The following is an 18,727-nucleotide window of genomic DNA, read 5'->3' on the forward strand; positions in this document are numbered from 1 at the left end:
GATCAGTGATGTGGATCACTATGTTCCGGCGGTCCGTCGTCCCTGGATCGTTCCGGGACGATCCCTTGGTCATCGCTGGCTCTTCAGTACGGCTTCCATGACCGCCTTGGCGACCGGGGCGGCGAGGCCGCCGCCGCTGATGTCCTCGCGGTCCGCCGAGCTGTCCTCGATGACGACGGCGACGGCGACGGGCGAGGTGCCGTCCGGGTTCTCGGCGTAGGAGATGAACCAGGCGTAGGGGCGCTTCTTGTTGCCCTCGCCGTGCTGGGCGGTACCGGTCTTGCCGCCGACCTTCGCGTCCTTGATCTTGGCCTTGGTGCCGGTCCCGTTCTCGACGACGTTGACCATCATCTCCTGGACCTTCTGCGCGTTGGCGGCGGAGAGGGGCCGGCTCATCTCCTGCGGGGAGTGCTTCTCGATGACGTCGAGGTTGGGCGCGGTGAGCTGGTCGACCATGTACGGCTTCATCAGCTTGCCGTCGTTGGCGATCGCGGCGGTGACCATGGCCATCTGGAGCGGGGTGGCGGCGGTGTTGAACTGACCGATGGAGCTCAGGGCGTTGCCGTCCTTGCCCATCTTCTTGTCGTAGACGCTGGCGAAGGCGCGGACCGGGATGTCGACCTTGTCGTTGTTGAAGCCGAACTTCTCGGCGGTCTCCACCATCTTGTCGCGGGTGACCTTGTCGCCCATGTTCGCGAAGACGGAGTTGCAGGAAACGCGCAGGGCCTCGTTGAGGCTGGCCTTCTCGCAGCCCTTGGCGTGGTTCTCCATCACGGTCTTGGTGCCGGGCAGGAAGTACGGCTCCGGCGTGTCCGTCGGGTCGTTGATCTCCTTGACGACGCCGTTTTCGAGCGCGGCGGCCGCGGTGACGACCTTGAAGGTGGAGCCCGGCGGGTAGGTCTCGCGCAGGGCGCGGTTGACGAGGTTCTTGTCCTCGCTGTCCTTCAGCTCGACCCAGGCCTTCTCGTCGGTCTTGGAGTTGCCGGCGAAGCGGGAGGGGTCGTAGGAGGGCGTGGAGACCAGGGCGAGGATGGCGCCGGTGCGCGGGTCGATGGCGGCGGCCGCGCCCTTGTTCTTGCCGAGTGCCTGGAAGGCGGCCTTCTGGGCCTCGGGGTTCAGGGTGGTGACGACGTTGCCGCCCTGCTTCTTCTCCCCGGTGAACATGCCGATGGTGCGGTCGAAGAAGAGCCGGTCGTCGTTGCCGGTGAGGATGCCGTCTTCGAGGGATTCGAGCTGGGTGGAGCCGAAGGCCTGCGAGGCGTACCCGGTGACGGGGGCCCAGAGGGCGCCGTCCGTGTAGGTCCGCTTGTACTTGTAGTCGCTGCCGTCGGTGACCGCCGAGCCGGTGATCGGTTCGCCGTTGACGATGATGTTGCCGCGTTCGGTGGCGTACTGGGCGATCTGGACCCGGCGGTTTTCCTTGCGGGTGCTGAGTTCCTCGGCCTGGACGTACTGCAGCCAGTTGGTGCGGATCAGCAGCGCGAGGACGAGCAGCCCGCAGAACAGCGAGATGCGGCGCAGGGGCTTGTTCATGACGGGCGGACCACCTGGGTCATCTCGGAGTCGGGGGACGGGGCGGGGGCCGGGGCAGGTCGGCGTGCGGTGTCGCTGATCCGGATGAGGATGGCGATGAGCACCCAGTTCGCGAGGACGGAGGAGCCGCCGTAGGCGAGGAAGGGCATGGTCATGCCGGTGAGGGGGATGAGGCCCATGACTCCGCCGGCGACGACGAAGATCTGCAGGGAGAACGCGCCGGACAGGCCGATGGCGAACAGCTTGCCGAAGGGGTCGCGGGCGGCGAGGGCGGTGCGGACACCGCGTTCGATGATCAGGCCGTAGAGCAGCAGGAAGGCCATGACGCCGGCGAGGCCGAGCTCTTCGCCCACGGTGGAGAAGATGAAGTCGGAGTTGGCCGCGAAGCCGATGAGGTCGGAGTTGCCCTGGCCCCAGCCGGCGCCGAGGACGCCGCCGGAACCGAAGCTCATGATCGACTGGCCGACCTGCTCGCAGGCGCCGGAGGTGCTGTAGCAGGCGAAGGGGTCGAGCCAGGCGTTGACGCGGACCTTGACGTGGCTGGCGGTCGTGCCGACTACGGCGGCGCCGCCCACGCTCATGAGCAGGCCGATGACGATCCAGCTGGTCCGCTCGGTGGCTACGTACAGCATGATCACGAACATGCCGAAGAAGAGCAGCGAGGTGCCGAGGTCGTTCTCGAAGACGAGGACGAGCAGGCTCATCGCCCAGATCATCAGGATCGGGCCGAGGTCGCGGCCGCGCGGCAGGTAGAGGCCCATGAAGCGGCGGCTGGCCAGGGCGAGCGCGTCGCGCTTCACCATGAGGTAGCCGGCGAAGAAGATCGCGATGACGATCTTCGCGAACTCACCGGGCTGGATGGAGAAACCGCCGATGCTGATCCAGATCTTGGCGCCGAAGACGTCGGCGCCAAGGCCCGGGATGACGGGCAGGATCAGCAGGATCAGGGCGCCGGCCATGGAGATGTAGGTGAACCGCTGCAGGACGCGGTGGTCCTTGAGGATCAGCAGGACGGCGGCGAACAGGGCGATCGCGATCGCCGTGTACATCATCTGGCGGGGCGCGGAGGGGGTGAAGGTGCCGTAGGCGCGCTTGGCGAGGTTCTGCAGCCGCTCGGACTGGTCGAGGCGCCAGATCAGGACGAGGCCCAGCCCGTTGAGGAGCGTGCCCAGGGGCAGCAGCAGCGGGTCCGAGTACTTCGCGTACCGGCGCACGACGAGGTGCGCGATCCCGGCGAGGGCGCCGAGGCCGAGGCCGTAGAGGAACATGCCGGGGGGCAGCTCGCCGTGGATCGACAGGCCTACGTTGGCGTAGGCGAAGATCGGGATGACCACGGCGAAAGCGAGCAGCAGGAGCTCGGTGTTCCGCCGGCTCGGCAGCTCGATGGCGCCGATGGTGGTCGTGTTGGTGACAACGCTCATGGTGTGGCAGGCCCCCTGTGCCCGCGAGTGTCTACTGCTTGCCGCAGAGGCTGACCACTTGCTGCTCCGCGGGAGTCAGAGTGGAGCCCGGTGTCTGGTTCTGCGCCTCGGCCTTGCGGCGTTCTTCGTCCTTCTTGCAGGCGGAGACCTGGACGCCGAGGTCTTCGAGCTTCTCGCGGGCGACGTCGAGGCTGCCCTCGCTGATGGTGGCCTCGACGAGCTTCCGCTTGAAGGGCGGCAGGTAGCTCAGTTCGATGTCGGGGCGGTCGGTCTCCACCTTGGAGAGCTCCAGCGGTCCGAGCTTCGGGCTGATGCCGCGGAAGAGCGCGACGTGCTCGCCCTTCACGCCGACGTAGAACTGGGTCTGGGTCCAGCGCCAGCCGGCGTAGAGGCCGCCGCCGACGGCGCCGGCGACGAGGAGCAGGACCAGCGTACGCGTGGTCCACTTGCGCCCTTTGCTGCGGCGTCGGCGGGGGTGGTCGTACGTGTCCTCGTAGCCGGAGTCCGCGTCGTAGGCCTCGGCCTCGCCGAAGCTGCCGTAGGCGCCGCCGCCCTGGCCCTGGTCGCCGCCGTATCCGTAGCCGCCTGCCTCGCCGCTGCCGGGGGGGCCGAAGGAGCCGGCGGGCGGGGCGGCCTGGCGGCCGAGGCCCGAGGCGCGGCCGGCCGGGGTCTGCATCGCGTTGCCGCCGTCGAACAGCTGGTGCTGGTTCTCGGCGACCGCGCCGACGACGACCGGGGTGTCGCTGACCTGGGCGGCGAGGGTGTCGCCGCTGTCGGTGTCGAGGACGTCGGCGACGATGCAGGTGATGTTGTCGGGTCCGCCGCCGCGCAGGGCGAGCTGGATGAGCGACTGCACGGTCTCGCGGGGGCCGTGGTAGTCGGCCAGGGTCTCTTCGAGGGTCTGGTGGGAGACCACGCCGGAGAGTCCGTCGGAGCAGATGAGGTAGCGGTCGCCGGCGCGGACCTCGCGGATGGAGAGGTCGGGTTCGACGATGTCGCCGCTGCCGAGTGCCCGCATCAGGAGGGAGCGCTGCGGGTGGGTGGTGGCTTCCTCTTCGGTGATGCGGCCCTCGTCGACGAGGCGCTGCACCCAGGTGTGGTCCTGGGTGATCTGGGTGAGGACGCCGTCGCGGAGCAGGTAGGCGCGGGAGTCGCCGACGTGGACGAGGCCGAGGCGCTGTCCGGTCCACAGCAGGGCGGTGAGCGTGGTGCCCATGCCTTCGAGCTGGGGATCCTCCTCCACCATGACGCGCAGCTGGTCGTTGGCGCGCTGCACGGCCGTGGCGAGGGAGGTGAGGATGTCGGAGCCCGGGACGTCGTCGTCGAGCTGCACGAGGGTGGAGATCACCTCGGAGCTCGCGACCTCGCCGGCGGCCTGGCCTCCCATGCCGTCGGCGATCGCGAGGAGGCGGGGTCCGGCGTAGCCGGAGTCCTCGTTCCCCTCGCGGATCATGCCTTTGTGCGATCCGGCGGCGAACCGCAGGGACAGACTCATGCGCACCTCGCCGGTCGGCTCCGGGTACAACCGGTCTCGAGCCACACTGCCCACCCTCCGGTCGGGAGCGCGCACGTGTCCGTGTCCTCGGTGGGACGGATCACCGCCGCGCGCTCGCTCCGCTCGCTCATTCTCGTACTACTTCCGCAGCTCGATGACGGTCTTGCCGATGCGGATCGGGGCGCCCGGCGGAATGGGCGTCGGGGTGGTCAGCCGGGTCCGGTCGAGATACGTGCCGTTGGTGGACCCGAGATCCTCGACGATCCACTGGCCGTCACGGTCGGGGTAGATCCTGGCATGGCGGCTGGACGCGTAGTCGTCGTCCAGCACGATCGTCGAATCGTGGGCGCGGCCCAGCGTGATCGTCTGGCCGGCGAGGGCCACCGTGGTTCCCGTGAGGGTGCCCTCGGACACGACGAGCTTGGTGGGCGCACCGCGGCGCTGGCGCTGCTGCGGCGGCGCGGCCTGGCGCCCCGGCTGCTGCGGGGCGTTGCCCGCGCTGCCGCGGCGGGAGCCGCGCTGCGTCACTCTCGTTCCGAAGAGGTCGCTGCGGATGACCTGTACGGCCACGATGACGAACAGCCACAGAACGGCTAGGAAACCTAGCCGCATGACCGTCAGGGTCAGCTCTGACATTGCCCCCGCTTCACCCTTCGGCTTGCCGGTAAATGATGGTGGTACTGCCCACGACGATCCGCGAGCCGTCGCGGAGCGTAGCGCGGGTGGTGTGCTGCCCGTCCACCACGATGCCGTTGGTGGACCCGAGATCCTGGATCGTCGAGGGCGTTCCGGTCCGGATCTCACAGTGCCGGCGCGATACGCCGGGGTCGTCGATCCGCACGTCGGCTTCGGTGCTTCGGCCGAGTACGAGCGTGGGGCGCGAGATCTGGTGGCGGGTGCCGTTGATCTCGATCCAGTGGCGCTTGGGTGCGCCGGAGGTCGGTACGGGTGCGGCCGCGCCGGGCCCGCCGGGGGCGGGCCGCCGGGCGCCGGGTCCGCCGGGGGGCGGGGCGCTGGGCATGGGCGGTGCGGCGACCGGGGGGTAACCGTATCCGCCCTGGACGGAGGGTCCGCCCTGCGGCCGGCCCTGGGAGGCCTGCGGCTGGGAGCTGCTGGCGGCCAGGGTGCGGCTGCGGACCCGGTAGAGCCCGGTGTCGAGGTCGTCGGCCTTCTCCAGGTGGACCTTGATGGGGCCCATGAAGCTGTAGCGCTGCTGCTTGGCGTAGTCGCGGACGAGGCCCGCGAGCTCGTCGCCGAGCTGCCCGGAGTAGGGGCTCAGGCGCTCGTAGTCGCCGGCGCTGAGTTCGACGATGAAGTCGTTGGGGACGACGGTCCGCTCGCGGTTCCAGATGGTGGCGTTGTTGTCGCACTCACGCTGGAGGGCTCCGGCGATCTCCACCGGCTGGACCTCGGACTTGAACACCTTGGCGAAGGTGCCGTTCACCAGACCTTCGAGTCGCTGCTCGAACCGCTTCAGAACTCCCATGGGGCACCTCCTCCGTCGTTGTCGCCCTGTACTGCTTACTGATCGTATCCACGCGTGGCGGATTCGGGTGGTTCCCCATCGGTCCTGTGAGGACGAGTGTTGGTCCTCACAAGGGATCGTAGGGGCGCCCCAAGGACAGTGTCCCGCACCAGGGGCGGAGTGCGGGAGGGGCCGTCCTGGGCGGGGTGCGGGGGTGCGGGGAAAGCGATGTGATTCCACCCCGTCCTACGTGCTAATGTTTCGACGTCGCCAGGGGAACGGCCCGAAAGGGAAGAACCACTGGGACGCTACTCGGGCGAGTGGCGGAACGGCAGACGCGCTGGCTTCAGGTGCCAGTGTCCTTCGGGACGTGGGGGTTCAAATCCCCCCTCGCCCACATCGACGAAACGGTCGTCATCGCGAAAGCGGTGGCGGCCGTTTCGTGTTGTGCGTTCGGAGTCCGGTCCGGGGGTCGGGCTGGAGCCGTGGAAGTGACGTAGACCACTGCGGGGCGCCGCCGCTGACGGCTGGTCAGCCCCCGCGTGGCCGGGGCCGTCGTCGCGCCCGGTCCGGCTTTCGTCGCGCATGGTCCGACTTTCGTTGCTCGGGGCACGACGAAAGAGGGCGGCCGGGAGCGCGGCGGGGTGTCTAGGGTCGGCCGGGTGGATGCGAAGGCGATGACGCGTGCGGGCTGGGACTGGCTGAAGGGGCCGGAGCCCTGGACCTGGCGGATGCTGGCGGGGGATCTGGCGCTTGCCGGGATCCTGGCCCTGCCCGGCCTGGGCGTCGAGGAACTCGACCACGGCTCCGGGCGGCGGATGCTGGCGAGTGTCGTGGTCGTGGTGGTGCTGACCCTGCTGCGGCGGCGGATGCCGGCGACGACGCTAGTGGTGGGCTCGGCGGTGAGCGCGTTCCTGCCGGGCACGGTGCTGATCACGGGTCTGCTGGGCTGGTCGGCGGGGCGCCGGATCGTCGGGGTGGGCCGGGCGGGGGCCGCATTCACCCTGGCGTTCGTGGCGTCGGTCGGGCTGAGCGTGGTGCACGAGTGGGCGCAGATGCGGCCGCTCCTGGTGGTCGTCTTCTCCGCGCTGATGTTCCTGGCGACGACGGTGATGCCGGGTCTGGCCAGCCGGTACTGGTCGCAGCGCCGGACGCTGCTGCGCGCGCTCCAGGAGCGCAACGGGCAGTTGCTGCGCGAGCGGGCGATGGTCGAAGGGCAGGCGAGGCTGCGCGAGCGGCAGCGGATAGCCCAGGACATGCACGACAGCCTCGGCCACCAGCTGGCACTGATCTCGGTGCACACCGGTGCGCTGGAGGTGGATCCGAAGCTCACCGACCGCCAGCGCGAGGCGGTGGGGGTGCTGCGGCAGGCGTCGGTGGCGGCGATGCACGAGCTGCGCGAGGTCGTCGGCATCCTGCGGGACGGGGTCGCGGCGCCGGTGCCCGTGGAGGAGGCGGCGCAGCCCGCGGCGCGCGGGGTGGCCGGGATCGCGGGGGTCGTCGAGGCGGCGCGCGGCGCGGGGACCGATGTGCGGATGTCCGTCTCGGGTCAGCCGAGGCCGCTGGTGGCGGCGTGCGACCACGCGGCGTACAGGATCGTGCAGGAGGCGCTGACGAACGCGTACAAGCACGCTCCGGGGGCCCCGATCACGGTGGCGCTGCGGTACGAGGACGACTCGCTGGTGGTGGAGATCGCCAACGGTCCGGCGGCCGGTCCGGGGGCCGGTGAGGTGGTGTCGGGCGGGCAGGGGCTGACGGGGCTGCGCGAGCGGGCCCGCCTGGTCGGCGGGATGGTGCACGCGGGGGCGGCCGACGGTGGCGGGTTCCGGGTGGCCGGAGTGCTGCCGTACGGGGCGGAGCCGGCCGGGGTGGAGGACGTCGCCGACGACTTCGGGCAGCAGGCGCAGGCGCGGGGGCTGCGGGGCGCGCCGCCGATGGACTGGGAGGCGGTGGACCGGGAGCTGGCCGTGCGGGTGCGCAGCCGCAGCGGTGGTCTCGCGGTGGGCTGCGGGATCGCCTTCGCGGCCGTGGTGCTCATGGTGATCGTGATCGGCGCGGGGGTGGCTCTGCTGGTGGGCTCGATGAGCGAGGCCGTGGTCGCCCGGGAGGAGTTCGACGCGGTGCAGGTGGGCGAGTCGGAGCAGGCCGTGCGGGAGCGGCTGCCGAGCGGTGAGAGCTTCCTGACCGCCGGGGCGGAGCGCAAGGGGCCGCCGCGGCCGGAGGGCTCGAAGTGTCTGGCGCTGCTGGCGTCGGACGACTCGCAGCCGCTCGGGACGGACCTGATTTTCCGGTTCTGCTTCAAGGACGGCAAGCTCGTGGACAAGCAGGCTTACGAGGTCAAGCAGTAGGAGCGCGGGTGCAAGCCGAAGTGATCCGAGTGGTGATCGCCGATGACGAGCCGCTGATCCGGGCCGGGATCAGGATGATCCTGACGTCGGCGCCGGACATCGAGGTCGTCGCGGAGGCGGCGAACGGCCGGGAGGCGGTGGACCTGGCCCGCGCGCACGTGCCGGACGTGGTGCTGCTGGACATCCAGATGCCGGTGATGGACGGGCTGACCGCGCTGGGCGAGCTGGGGCGGGCCGTGCCGGAGGTGCGCTCGCTGATCCTGACGACCTTCGGGGAGAAGGAGAACGTGCTGCGGGCGCTGGGCCAGGGCGGTGCGGGGTTCCTGCTGAAGGACTCGGCGCCGGGCGAGCTGATCGGGGCCGTCCGGGCGGCCGCGGCCGGGGACGCGTACCTCTCGCCGTCGGCGACGCGCCATGTGGTGGACCAGCTGGCGTCGGGGAAGGCTGTGGTGCGCGGCGAGGAGGCCCGGCGCCAGGTCGCGGCGCTGAGCGAGCGCGAGCGCGGGGTCCTCGCGCTGCTGGGGGAGGGCCTGTCGAACGCGGACGCGGGGCGGCGGCTGCACATGAGCGAGGCGACCGTGAAGACGTACGTGAGCCGGATCCTGGCGAAGCTGGGCTGCGAGAACCGGGTGCAGGCCGCGCTGCTGGCCAGGGACGCCGGGCTGTAGATACGGTCAGCCCGTTCCGGAAGCGATCAATGTACGGGTGGGGGCGGCGCGCATGGCGACGGTAGTGGGGCAGCGGATACCGCAGGTGGCGGGGTTCGCGCCGCGGGTGGTGGCGGGCTCGCCGAAGGAGGAGGGCAAGGCGCTGCGCGGACGTGTGCCGCGGGCGGCGCACGCCGCCTTCGAGGCGCCGGCCGGGCGCCCGGACGCCGTGCGGGCGGTGGAGGAGTCCAATGTCGGCCGGGTTCCCGAGCTGACGCCGATACGGGTGGGCCGGATGGCCGCGAACCCCTTCGCGTTCCTGCGCGGGGCGGCCGGGCTGATGGCCCACGACCTGTCCGGCGGTCCGGTGACCGGGGTCGGCGCGCAGATTTGCGGTGACGCGCACGCGGCGAACTTCGGGCTGTACGGGGACGCGCGCGGACGGCTGGTCATCGACCTGAACGACTTCGACGAGACCGTGTTCGGTCCGTGGGAGTGGGACGTGAAGCGGCTCGCGGCTTCGCTGGTGCTGGCCGGCCGGGTGGCGGGCGCGTGCGAGGACACCTGCCGGGCAGCCGCGCTGGACGCGGTGGGCGCCTACCGGCGGACCATGCGGCTGCTGGCCAAGCTGCCCGCGCTCGACGCGTGGAACGCCATCGCGGACGAGGAACTGGTCTCGCACACCGATGCCCGCGATCTGCTGGGCACCCTGGAGCGGGTCTCGGAGAAGGCCCGCAACAACACCTCGGCGCGGTTCGCGGCCAAGTCGACGGTGGTCGGGGAGGACGGCGGCCGGCGCTTCGTGGACGCGCTGCCGGTGCTGCGGCGGGTCGGGGACGGGGAGGCGGCGGCCGTGGCGGCCGCGCTGGGCCCGTACCTGCACACGCTGCAGGGGGACCGGCTGCCGCTGCTGGCCCGGTACGCCATCCACGACGTGGCCTTCCGCGTGGTGGGGACCGGGAGCGTCGGCACGCGTTCGTACGTGGTGCTGCTGCTGGACCACCGGGGCGAGCCGCTGGTGCTCCAGGTGAAGGAGGCGCGGCCCTCGGTGCTGCTGCCGCACCTGCCCGCGCTGGGCTTCGTCTCGGCGCCGGAGGAGCACGAGGGGCGCCGGGTGGTGGCCGGGCAGAAGCGGATGCAGGTGGTCTCGGACATCATGCTGGGCTGGACCACGGTGGAGGGCCGTCCGTTCCAGGTGCGCCAGTTCCGCAACCGCAAGGGCAGCGTGGATCCGGCGGCGCTGGCCGTCGACCAGATCGACGACTACGGGCGGATGACCGGGGCCCTGCTGGCCCGGGCGCACGCGCACAGCGCCGACCCCCGGCTGCTGGCCGGGTACTGCGGGAAGAACGAGGAGCTGGACGAGGCGATGGCCACCTTCGCCGTGGCCTACGCGGACCGGACCGAGGCCGACCACGCCGACCTGGTGACGGCGGTCCGTACGGGGCGGATCGCGGCGGAGGCGGGTGTCTAGAGCGCCGCTCCTGGGGGCGTGCCGCGGGCGGGCGGTGTTTTCTCCCCCGGCTACCGCCGGCCGTGCCCCCGGTGAAACGCGGGCGGATGTTTCACGTGAAACATCCGCCCGCGCGGGGTGGCCGTAGGCTGGCCGGGTGAGCGAGCAGAGCGAGCAGACAGTCCCTGGCGAATCCGGCGATGTGGGCGAGGAGCGTCCCGAGGCGCGCCTGGAGCGAGCCGTGCGGGCCGCTGAACAGGCGCTGATCGAGTTCGAGATCGCGGTGGAGACCTTCCGGGTCGAGGTGGAGAACTTCTCCCGCCTGCACCACCAGAAGCTCGGCCCGATGTACTCGCGGCTCGACGAGCTGGACGCGCTGATCGCCGAGGCGAAGGCGGCCCGTACCGGGGATCCCGAGGACCTGCGGCGTGCGCGGGACGCGCGGTCGCTGGTGATGCCGATGCCCGGGGTGGACGAGCTGTTCCACGACTGGCTGGGCTCGGACGGGATCTCCGACGACGCCGCCGCGATGCTCACCGACCGGCCCGTGCGGCCGCCGGAGCGGGTGCGCCCCTCGGAGGAGGTGCGCCGGCTCTACCGCGAGCTGGTCCGCAAGGCCCACCCGGACCTCGCGCAGGACGACGCGGAGCGGGAGCGCCGCGACGCCTTCATCGCGCGGGTCAACGCCGCCTACGGGCGCGGCGAGGAGCAGCTGCTGCGCGAGCTGGCCGAGGAGTGGGCGGCCGGTCCGGCGCCCGAGGAGGCGGCGCCGGGCGGGAGCGGGGAGCTCTATGCCCGCCTGGAGTGGCTGGCGCGCCGCAAGGAGCTGCTGTCTCTGGTGGCCAAGGAGCTGGAGGACAGTGCGATCGGGTCGATGCTGCGGATGGCCCCCGAGGACCCGGACCGGCTGCTGGAGGAAATCGCGGAGCAGCTGCTGGCGCAGGTCTCCGAGCGGGAGGCGGAGCTGGCCGCGGAGCTCGCCGCGCAGTGACGGGTGGGGGTCCGGGGCGTCGGCGGGGCTGAATGCTGCCGGGCGCGTCGGATAGGTTGGCAGCAGATCCGTGACGAGAGAAGGCGACAGCTATGAACTTCGGACCGCTGCCCTCGGTGGACGCAGCCGCGGTGCCCTCCGAAGGCTTTGTCCTCGATGTCCGTGAGGACGACGAATGGGCTGCCGGGCATGTCGAGGGTGCTCTGCACATCCCGATGAGCGACTTCGTGGGCCGCTTCGGTGAGCTGACGGAGGCCGTCGAGGACGGCCGCCGGGTATACGTGATGTGCCGGGTCGGCGGCCGCTCCGCGCAGGTGACCCAGTACCTGGTGCGCCAGGAGATCGACGCGGTGAACGTCGACGGCGGCATGCAGGCGTGGGACGGCGCCGGTCGCCCCATGGTGACGGACAGCGGGAACCCGGCCTTCGTGCTGTAGATGCCGTAGCTGTTGTCAGGCGAGGGGGTGGGCGGCCAGCAGGTCGCCCAGGGCCTCCTCGTGCGCGGCGGCCGGGCCGAGCTGGAGTTCCAGCTGCTTGGCCCACGCGTGGTAGCGGTGCAGCGGGTAGTCGGTGTCGGCGCCGAAACCGCCGTGCAGGTGCTGGGCGGTCTGCACGACCCTGCGTACGCCCTCCGAGGCCCAGATCTTGGCGACGGCGACGTCACCGGAGCTCGGCAGCGGGCCGCCGGCGACGCCGGTCGCCGCGTCGAGCCGCCAGGCGGCCTGCCAGAGGGTGACCTCCATGGCGCGCAGGTCGATGTAGCGGTCGGCGGCCTGGACGGCGACGGCCTGGAAGGTGGCCACCGGGAAGCCGAACTGCTCGCGCTTGCTCGTGTATTGGCTGGTCATGGTGAGGACCCCCTCGCCGAGGCCGAGCGCGAGGGCGCAGGTGCCGGTGGCGAGGAGTTGGCGGAGCCGGTCCCAGGCGCCGGGTGCGTCGATCAGGTGCGTGGGGGCCACCCGTACGCCGTCCAGGGCGAGTTCGGCGAGCCGCTCGCCGCTGGTGGAGACCTGTTCGGCGAGGGCGAGGCCTTCGGCGGTGCGCGGGACGAGCGCGAGGACGGCGTCGCCTTCGCCGGTGTGTGCGGGTACGGCGATCCAGTCGGCGCCGTGTGCCCAGGGGACGGCGGTCTGGGTGCCGTCCAGGATCCAGTCGCCGCCGCTGCTCTCGCGGCGGGCGATGACGGCGAGTTCGGCCGGGTCGTGGCCGGAGCGGCCGTGCGCGGCGGCGGTGAGTACGAGGCTTCCGCTACCGGCGCCGGGCAGCAGGGCGGCGGCCAGTTCGGGGCTGCCGTGGGCCTGTACGGCCATGGCGGTGGCGCAGTGTTCCAGCAGCGGTACCCGGGCCAGTACCTTCGCGGCTTCGCGCAGCACCAGGCACAGGGCGATGGCGTCCAGGCCGGCGCCGCCGTGCTCCTCGGCGAGGACCAGGCTCAGCAGGTCGGATCCTGCGAGCCTGGCCCACAGCCGGCGGTCGAAGTCGTCGGCCACGGCTCCCGGGGTGAGTGCGGGACTGGGCACGCCGTCGGGTGCGACGTCCGCGAACACGGCCCTGGCCGCCTCGACGGCCGCCTGCTGCTCCTCGGTGAAGGTGAAGTCCACTGCCGGTCCTCCCGCTCTCATCTGACGGTGCGTCAAGATAGAACAGGTTCTTTGAAATGGACAGGCCCGGAAAGCGGACAGGGCCGGGGCTACCGGTCGAAGTCGATCTCCACTTCCTCCGTCACCGGGTGCGACTGGCAGGCCAGCACGAACCCGGCCTCCGTCTCCTCCGCCTCCAGCGCGAAGTTCCGCTCCATCCGGACCTCTCCCGTCACCAGGAACGCCCGGCAGGTGCCGCACACGCCGCCCTTGCAGGCGTACGGGGCGTCCGCGCGGTTGCGGAGCACCGCGTCCAGCAGGGATTCCCCGTCCTGGACCGGCCAGGTACCGGAACGGCCGTCGAGCCGTGCGGTGACCCGCCCGTGGGAGGGGGCGGGCCCGGACGCGGCGCGGGCCGGCGCCGTGATGTCCTCGACGTGGAAGATCTCCTCGTGCACCCGGGTCCGTGCGACGCCGAGTGCGCCCAGGGTCCGCTCCGCACCCTGGACCAGGCCGTACGGTCCGCACAGGAACCAGCCCGTCACGTCGGCCACCGGCAGCAGCGCGGGCAGCAGGGCGGCCAGGCGCTCCTCGTCCAGGCGCCCCGAGGGCAGACCGGACTCCTGCTCCTCGCGGGAGAGGATCGTGACCAGCTGGAACCGCGCCGGGTAGCGGTCCTTGAGGTCGGCGACCTCCTCCAGGAACATCGTCGACGCCGCCGTACGGTCGCTGCGCACGAGGCAGAAGCGGGCGTCGGGGCGGGCGGCCAGCAGGCTCGCCGCGATGGACAGCACGGGGGTGATCCCGCTGCCGCCGACGATCGCCGCGTAGTGCGCGGCGTCGGGGGCGGCGGCCGGGTCCAGGACGAACCGGCCGGCCGGGACCATCACGTCCAGCACGTCACCGGCGGCGATCTCCTTGTGCGCGAAGGTGGAGAACTCGCCGCCCTCCACGAGCCGCACTCCGACCCGCAGCTCCGCCGGGCCCGGGCCCGTCGGCCCCGGGGCGGGAGAGCAGATCGAGTAGGTGCGCCGGATCTCCTCGCCCTCTGCGGCGGTGCGGCGCAGGGTGAGGTGCTGGCCGGGGGCGTGCCGGTAGTCCTCGCGCAGCTCCTGCGGGACCCGGAGGGTCAGAGCCACCGAGTCGTCGGTGAGCCGGTCGACTGCCGCCACCGTCAGCGGGTGGAACGCGCCGTGGCGGGGGGCGGCCATCTACAGCTCCTTGAAGTGGTCGAACGGTTCGCGGCAGGCGGTGCAGCGGCGCAGCGCCTTGCAAGCGGTGGAGGAGAACCGGCTGAGCAGCTCGGTGTCGGTCGATCCGCAGTTCGGGCAGCGGACCGACAGGGTCAGCGGGACCGGCCCGCCGGCCGAGTGCGGGCGCGGCGGGGCGATGCCGAACTCGGCGAGCTTGCGCCGGCCCTCGGCGCTGATGTCGTCGGTCGACCAGGCGGGGGCCAGCACGGTGGTCACCTGCACCTCGGGTATCCCGTGGCCGGTGAGGACCCGCTCGATGTCGGCGGACATGGCCTCGATGGCGGGGCAGCCGGTGTAGGTGGGGGTGAGGGTGACCTCGGCGCGGCCGTCCTCGTGCACCCGCACTCCGCGCACCACGCCGAGCTCGCCGAGGGTGAGCACGGGCAGCTCGGGGTCCGGTACGGAGCCGGCCAGCTCGGCCAGCTCGGCCTCCAGGCGGGTCGTCCCGGCGTCGGCGGTCACCATGACGCCCCCGGGTGGCTGCGATGCAGGTGCTGCATTTCGGCGAGCAGCCGGCCGAAGGACTCGGTGTGCAGGCCCTGCCGTCCGGCTCCGGCCGCCCAGGCGCCGGTGCGCGGCCCCTCGGGCAGCGCGAGCCCGGCCCGCTCCAGTACGTCGGTCAGCGAGGCGAGCCAGCGCTGTTCCAGGGCGGCCCAGTCCAGGCCGTCGAGCCCCTCCACCGGCTGGAACATCTCACCCGTGAACTTCCACAGGGCGTCCAGGGCGGCCCGCATGCGGGCGTGGCTCTCCTCGGTGCCGTCGCCGAGCCGCAGGGTCCACTGCTCGGCGTGGTCGCGGTGGTACGCGGTCTCCTTGACGGCCTTGGCCGCCAGCGGGGCGACAGGACCGTCGCCGCGCGCCAGTTCCCCGTAGAGCTCGTGCTGGTAGAGGGAGAAGTAGAGCTGCCGGGCGATGGTGTGGGCGAAGTCGCCGTTCGGCTGCTCGACCAGCTGGAGGTTGCGGAAGGAGCGCTCCTCGCGCAGGAACGCCAGCTCGTCCTCGTCGCCGGCCATGGACAGCAGGATGCGGGCCTGGCCGAGCAGGTCGAGGGCGATGTTGGCGAGCGCGACCTCCTCCTCCAGGACGGGGGCGTGCCCCGCCCATTCGCCGAGGCGGTGGGAGAGGATCAGCGCGTCGTCGCCGAGGGCGAGGGCCGCCGCCGTGGCCGCGGTGGTCGCTGCGGTGGTGTCGGTGCCGGTCACAGGTGGCTCACCCCCTCCGGGATGTCGTAGAACGTCGGGTGCCGGTAGGGCTTGTCGGCGGACGGGGCGAAGAACGGGTCCCGCTCGTCCGGCGAGGAGGCGGTGATCTCGGTGGAGGGCACCACCCAGATCGAGATGCCCTCGTTGCGCCGGGTGTAGAGGTCGCGGGCATTGCGCAGGGCCATCTCCGCGTCGGGGGCGTGCAGGCTTCCCGCGTGCGTGTGCGACAGACCGCGCCGCGAGCGCACGAACACCTCCCACAGTGGCCAGTTCTGCGTCATACCCGTGCCTCCTCGTTCTTCTCGGCGTGCTGTGCCGCCTGCTTCTCCGCATACGCCGCGGCCGCGTCGCGCACCCAGGCGCCTTCCTCGTGGGCCCGGCGGCGCTGGCTTATGCGCTGCTCGTTGCACGGGCCGTTGCCCTTGAGCACGTTCCAGAACTCCGCCCAGTCGATGGCGCCGAAGTCGTGGTGCCCGCGCTCCTCGTTCCACTTCAGGTCCGGGTCGGGCAGGGTCAGGCCGAGGGCCTCGGCCTGCGGGACGGCGATGTCGACGAACCGCTGGCGCAGCTCGTCGTTCGAGTGCCGCTTGATCCGCCAGGCCATCGACTGCGCCGAGTGGGCCGACTCGTCGTCCGGCGGGCCGAACATCATCAGCGAGGGCCACCACCAGCGGTCGACCGCGTCCTGGGCCATCGCGTGCTGTGCCTCGGTGCCCTTGGACAGGGTCATGAGGAGCTCGAAGCCCTGGCGCTGGTGGAAGGACTCCTCCTTGCAGATCCGGACCATGGCGCGCGCGTACGGCCCGTAGGAGCAGCGGCAGATCGGTACCTGGTTGGTGATCGCCGCGCCGTCCACGAGCCAGCCGATGGCGCCGACGTCGGCCCAGGTCAGGGTCGGGTAGTTGAAGATCGAGGAGTACTTCTGCTTGCCCGCGTGGAGCTTGTCGAGCAGCTCGTCGCGGCTGGTGCCCAGGGTCTCGGCCGCGCTGTAGAGGTACAGCCCGTGGCCGGCCTCGTCCTGCACCTTGGCCATCAGGATCGCCTTGCGGCGCAGCGAGGGCGCGCGGGTGATCCAGTTGGCCTCGGGCTGCATTCCGATGATCTCGGAGTGGGCGTGCTGGGCCATCTGGCGGACGAGGGAGGCGCGGTACTCCTCGGGCATCCAGTCGCGCGGTTCCACGCGCTCCTCCGCCGCGACGGCCGCGTCGAAGGCCGCCGCGAGCTGTGCGCCCAGATCAGCAGCCATCTCTGTCCCATCCGTCCCGTCTGTCCCGAGGGCCGTTTCCGGCCCCGTTTCCGGGGTCACTGCAACCATCCCGGCCCCTTGTCAGTGTTTGTCGGGTGTTTGTCGGCTGGCCGTCTTCCCACCCGACCGACCGATCGTTCGGTTCATCCTCTTCAATGGTGAGACGGCGGCCCGTAGGGTGTCAACCTCTGAGGTCAACCCTGTGGACGCCGGACGATCGGGGCGGGATGGATTCGAACGAGCACGAGCCCGCCGGAGGGGCCGCTCCCCCACCCCCGCGGGTGCCCGGAATAGCGGGTCTGTCCACCCCGTACCGGATCGTCGCCGCGCTCGCCCTCGGGGCCCTCGCGGTCGCCGCCTGCGGGCATCTCGCGCTGGTCTTCCTGCACGTCGCCCCGGCGAACACGGTGAGCCGGCAGCACGCGAAGGCGGTCGACGGCTGGATCTACCCCGAGTTCGAACAGAACTGGAAGCTCTTCGCCCCCAACCCGCTCCAGCAGAACATCGCGGTGCAGGTGCGCGCCCAGGTGAGGACCGCCGGCGGCGAGCTCACCACGACCGGCTGGCGGGACCTGAGCGCCGAGGACGGCGCGGCCATCCGGCACAGCCTGCTGCCGAGCCACACGGAACAGAACGAGCTCCGCCGGGCCTGGGACTTCTTCACCGGATCCCACGACGAGGACAACAAGCCGATCGGCGAGCGCGGCACGCTGTCCGAGGCGTACCTGCGGCGGATCGCGGTGAACCGGCTCACCCCGGCCCACCCCGGCGGGCACGTCCTGCGGGTCCAGCTGCGCTCGGCGACGCGGGCGGTGGACGCGCCCGAGTGGAGCGGCGAGACGACCGACACCCAGACCTACTACCGGGAGCTGCCGTGGTGGACGGTATGAGGCTCCGGGCCTCCGCCGGGCGGGCGCTGGCGAAGGTCACCGGGCAGGCCCTGGGCCCGTACCAGAGCGCCGTGATCCGCATCGGTTTCGCCGGGACCTGGCTCTTCTTCCTGCTGCGCGAGTTCCCGCACCGCGGCGAGATGTACGGGCCGGACGGGCCGTGGAGCTGGGAGCTGGCGCAGCAGCTGACCGCCTCCAACGGGGCCTTCACGGTGCTGATGTGGTCCGACTCGGCGGTGTGGTTCGAGATCGTGCACGCAGTGGCCGTGCTGGCGAGCGTGGGGCTGCTGCTGGGCTGGCGGACGCGCGCCACGTCCGTGGTGTTCATGGTCGGGGTGCTCTCGCTGCAGAACCGCAGTGTGTTCATGGGTGACGGCGGGGACAACGTCATCCACCTGATGGCGGTCTACCTGGTGCTGACCCGGTGCGCGCAGGTGTGGTCCCTGGACGCGCGACGGTCCCGGCTGCGGGGGTCGGCTTCCGCCGGGGCCGCCGGGCCGGTGCTGTGGACGGTGCTGGGCGCGGTGTTCGCGTACGGGGCGGTGACCGGGCGGTTCGGTTACGGCTGGCTGGCGGCCTTCGCGGCGGTCTGGGTGGTCTGCGGGCTGTGGTGGGTGGTGGACCGGTACGACGGTCAGGGCGAGGGGCGCGCGACGCTCGACGTGCTCGCCAACCTGCTGCACAACGCGGGGATGCTGGTGATCATGGCGGAGGTCTGCCTGATCTACGCGACGGCGGGCTGGTACAAGATCCAGGGTTCGCGGTGGCAGGACGGGACGGCGCTGTACTACCCGCTCGGGCTCGACTACTTCACCCCGTGGCCGGGGCTGTCGGCGCTGCTGGCGAGCAGCGGGACGCTGGTGATGCTGCTGTCGTACGGGACGGTGGCGGTGCAGGTGGCGTTCCCGTTCACCGTGTTCAACCGGCGGATCAAGAACGTGCTGCTGGGCTTGATGATGCTGGAGCACGCCGGGATCGCGGTCCTGCTGGGCCTGCCGTTCTTCTCCCTGGCGATGATCGCCGCCGACGCGGTGTTCCTGCCGACGGTGTTCCTGGTCTGGCTGGGTACCAGGGCCGCGGTTCTGCGGCCTCGCCGGAGTCCGGGCCGGTCGGCCCCTTCGGACGCCGAGCCGGCCGCGGTGGCCGCCGGGGCCGCCCTGACCTGACCTGCGGCGCCGTCTCCCGGGGCTCCGCCCGGACCGT

The 18,727-nt window shown here is 71.6% G+C and carries 18 protein-coding genes and 1 tRNA gene; 8 read left to right on the forward strand and 11 right to left on the reverse strand.

From position 1 onward, the window contains the following. Positions 1 to 69 precede the first annotated feature (69 nt). From ACFYOB_RS12135 to ACFYOB_RS12155, 5 genes are all read right to left on the reverse strand, one after another. Positions 70 to 1,533 (reverse strand): peptidoglycan D,D-transpeptidase FtsI family protein, encoded by a 1,464-nt coding sequence (locus tag ACFYOB_RS12135; protein WP_388558248.1) that lies wholly within the window; start codon positions 1,531 to 1,533, stop codon positions 70 to 72. Further along, a complete protein-coding gene (locus tag ACFYOB_RS12140; protein ID WP_388558251.1) occupies positions 1,530 to 2,954 on the reverse strand; it encodes an FtsW/RodA/SpoVE family cell cycle protein in 1,425 nt (474 codons plus the stop codon). Before ACFYOB_RS12140 ends, ACFYOB_RS12135 begins: the two co-directional genes overlap by 4 nt. Positions 2,955 to 2,985: 31 nt before the next feature. After that, entirely contained in the window at positions 2,986 to 4,494 is a 1,509-nt protein-coding gene (locus ACFYOB_RS12145) for a PP2C family protein-serine/threonine phosphatase (RefSeq protein ID WP_388558254.1), read from the reverse strand. A 93-nt stretch (positions 4,495 to 4,587) separates the two neighbouring features. Then, entirely contained in the window at positions 4,588 to 5,085 is a 498-nt protein-coding gene (locus tag ACFYOB_RS12150) for an FHA domain-containing protein (RefSeq protein WP_388558257.1), read from the reverse strand. A gap of 10 nt (positions 5,086 to 5,095) precedes the next feature. Further along, positions 5,096 to 5,935 (reverse strand): FhaA domain-containing protein, encoded by an 840-nt coding sequence (locus tag ACFYOB_RS12155; RefSeq protein WP_388558260.1) that lies wholly within the window; start codon positions 5,933 to 5,935, stop codon positions 5,096 to 5,098. Positions 5,936 to 6,228: 293 nt separating this feature from the next. Between ACFYOB_RS12155 and ACFYOB_RS12160 the strand changes: the two genes are divergently transcribed. From ACFYOB_RS12160 to ACFYOB_RS12185, 6 genes are all read left to right on the forward strand, one after another. Continuing rightward, positions 6,229 to 6,311 (forward strand) — tRNA-Leu (locus ACFYOB_RS12160). Between the two features lie 280 nt (positions 6,312 to 6,591). Then, positions 6,592 to 8,262 carry a sensor histidine kinase gene (locus tag ACFYOB_RS12165; RefSeq protein ID WP_388558699.1) on the forward strand — a complete coding sequence of 557 codons (1,671 nt, stop codon included), beginning with the start codon at positions 6,592 to 6,594 and terminating at the stop codon, positions 8,260 to 8,262. Positions 8,263 to 8,282: 20 nt separating this feature from the next. After that, positions 8,283 to 8,930, forward strand: coding sequence for a response regulator transcription factor (locus ACFYOB_RS12170; protein WP_328930352.1), 648 nt, complete (start codon positions 8,283 to 8,285; stop codon positions 8,928 to 8,930). Positions 8,931 to 8,982: 52 nt separating this feature from the next. Beyond that, positions 8,983 to 10,383, forward strand: a complete 1,401-nt coding sequence (locus ACFYOB_RS12175) for a DUF2252 domain-containing protein (RefSeq protein ID WP_388558263.1) — start codon at positions 8,983 to 8,985, stop codon at positions 10,381 to 10,383. A gap of 136 nt (positions 10,384 to 10,519) precedes the next feature. After that, on the forward strand, positions 10,520 to 11,353 hold the full coding sequence (locus ACFYOB_RS12180; RefSeq protein ID WP_388558266.1) for a J domain-containing protein: 834 nt from the start codon (positions 10,520 to 10,522) through the stop codon (positions 11,351 to 11,353). Positions 11,354 to 11,445: 92 nt separating this feature from the next. Then, positions 11,446 to 11,790 carry a rhodanese-like domain-containing protein gene (locus ACFYOB_RS12185; protein WP_388558269.1) on the forward strand — a complete coding sequence of 115 codons (345 nt, stop codon included), beginning with the start codon at positions 11,446 to 11,448 and terminating at the stop codon, positions 11,788 to 11,790. 15 nt (positions 11,791 to 11,805) lie between these two features. On the opposite strand, the gene ACFYOB_RS12190 is transcribed toward ACFYOB_RS12185, so the two are convergent. The 6 genes from ACFYOB_RS12190 to paaA all read right to left on the reverse strand — a co-directional run bounded on the left by ACFYOB_RS12190 (position 11,806) and on the right by paaA (position 16,703). After that, the gene (locus ACFYOB_RS12190) at positions 11,806 to 12,954 is read right to left on the reverse strand and encodes an acyl-CoA dehydrogenase family protein (protein ID WP_388558271.1); all 1,149 of its coding nucleotides are present in this window, start codon (positions 12,952 to 12,954) and stop codon (positions 11,806 to 11,808) included. 89 nt (positions 12,955 to 13,043) lie between these two features. Beyond that, positions 13,044 to 14,144 (reverse strand): 2Fe-2S iron-sulfur cluster-binding protein, encoded by a 1,101-nt coding sequence (locus ACFYOB_RS12195; RefSeq protein WP_388558274.1) that lies wholly within the window; start codon positions 14,142 to 14,144, stop codon positions 13,044 to 13,046. Next, positions 14,145 to 14,651: a 1,2-phenylacetyl-CoA epoxidase subunit PaaD gene (gene paaD, locus ACFYOB_RS12200; protein ID WP_388558277.1), complete on the reverse strand. Its 507-nt coding sequence runs from the start codon at positions 14,649 to 14,651 to the stop codon at positions 14,145 to 14,147. After that, a complete protein-coding gene (paaC, locus tag ACFYOB_RS12205; RefSeq protein WP_388558280.1) occupies positions 14,645 to 15,388 on the reverse strand; it encodes a 1,2-phenylacetyl-CoA epoxidase subunit PaaC in 744 nt (247 codons plus the stop codon). The genes paaD and paaC overlap by 7 nt, the downstream gene beginning before the upstream one ends. Next, a complete protein-coding gene (gene paaB, locus ACFYOB_RS12210; RefSeq protein ID WP_030817166.1) occupies positions 15,385 to 15,669 on the reverse strand; it encodes a 1,2-phenylacetyl-CoA epoxidase subunit PaaB in 285 nt (94 codons plus the stop codon). Before paaB ends, paaC begins: the two co-directional genes overlap by 4 nt. Then, complete coding sequence (gene paaA / locus ACFYOB_RS12215; RefSeq protein WP_388558283.1) at positions 15,666 to 16,703, reverse strand: 1,2-phenylacetyl-CoA epoxidase subunit PaaA; 1,038 nt, start codon at positions 16,701 to 16,703, stop codon at positions 15,666 to 15,668. Before paaA ends, paaB begins: the two co-directional genes overlap by 4 nt. Positions 16,704 to 16,861: 158 nt before the next feature. Here paaA and ACFYOB_RS12220 point away from each other — a divergent pair, with 158 nt between their 5' ends. Beyond that, positions 16,862 to 17,524: a DUF5819 family protein gene (locus tag ACFYOB_RS12220; protein WP_388558286.1), complete on the forward strand. Its 663-nt coding sequence runs from the start codon at positions 16,862 to 16,864 to the stop codon at positions 17,522 to 17,524. Next, complete coding sequence (locus ACFYOB_RS12225; RefSeq protein ID WP_388558289.1) at positions 17,521 to 18,690, forward strand: HTTM domain-containing protein; 1,170 nt, start codon at positions 17,521 to 17,523, stop codon at positions 18,688 to 18,690. Before ACFYOB_RS12220 ends, ACFYOB_RS12225 begins: the two co-directional genes overlap by 4 nt. Positions 18,691 to 18,727: the final 37 nt, after the last annotated feature.

Source organism: Streptomyces sp. NPDC006463, from assembly GCF_042870715.1.
In the GTDB taxonomy this organism is placed as follows: domain Bacteria; phylum Actinomycetota; class Actinomycetes; order Streptomycetales; family Streptomycetaceae; genus Streptomyces.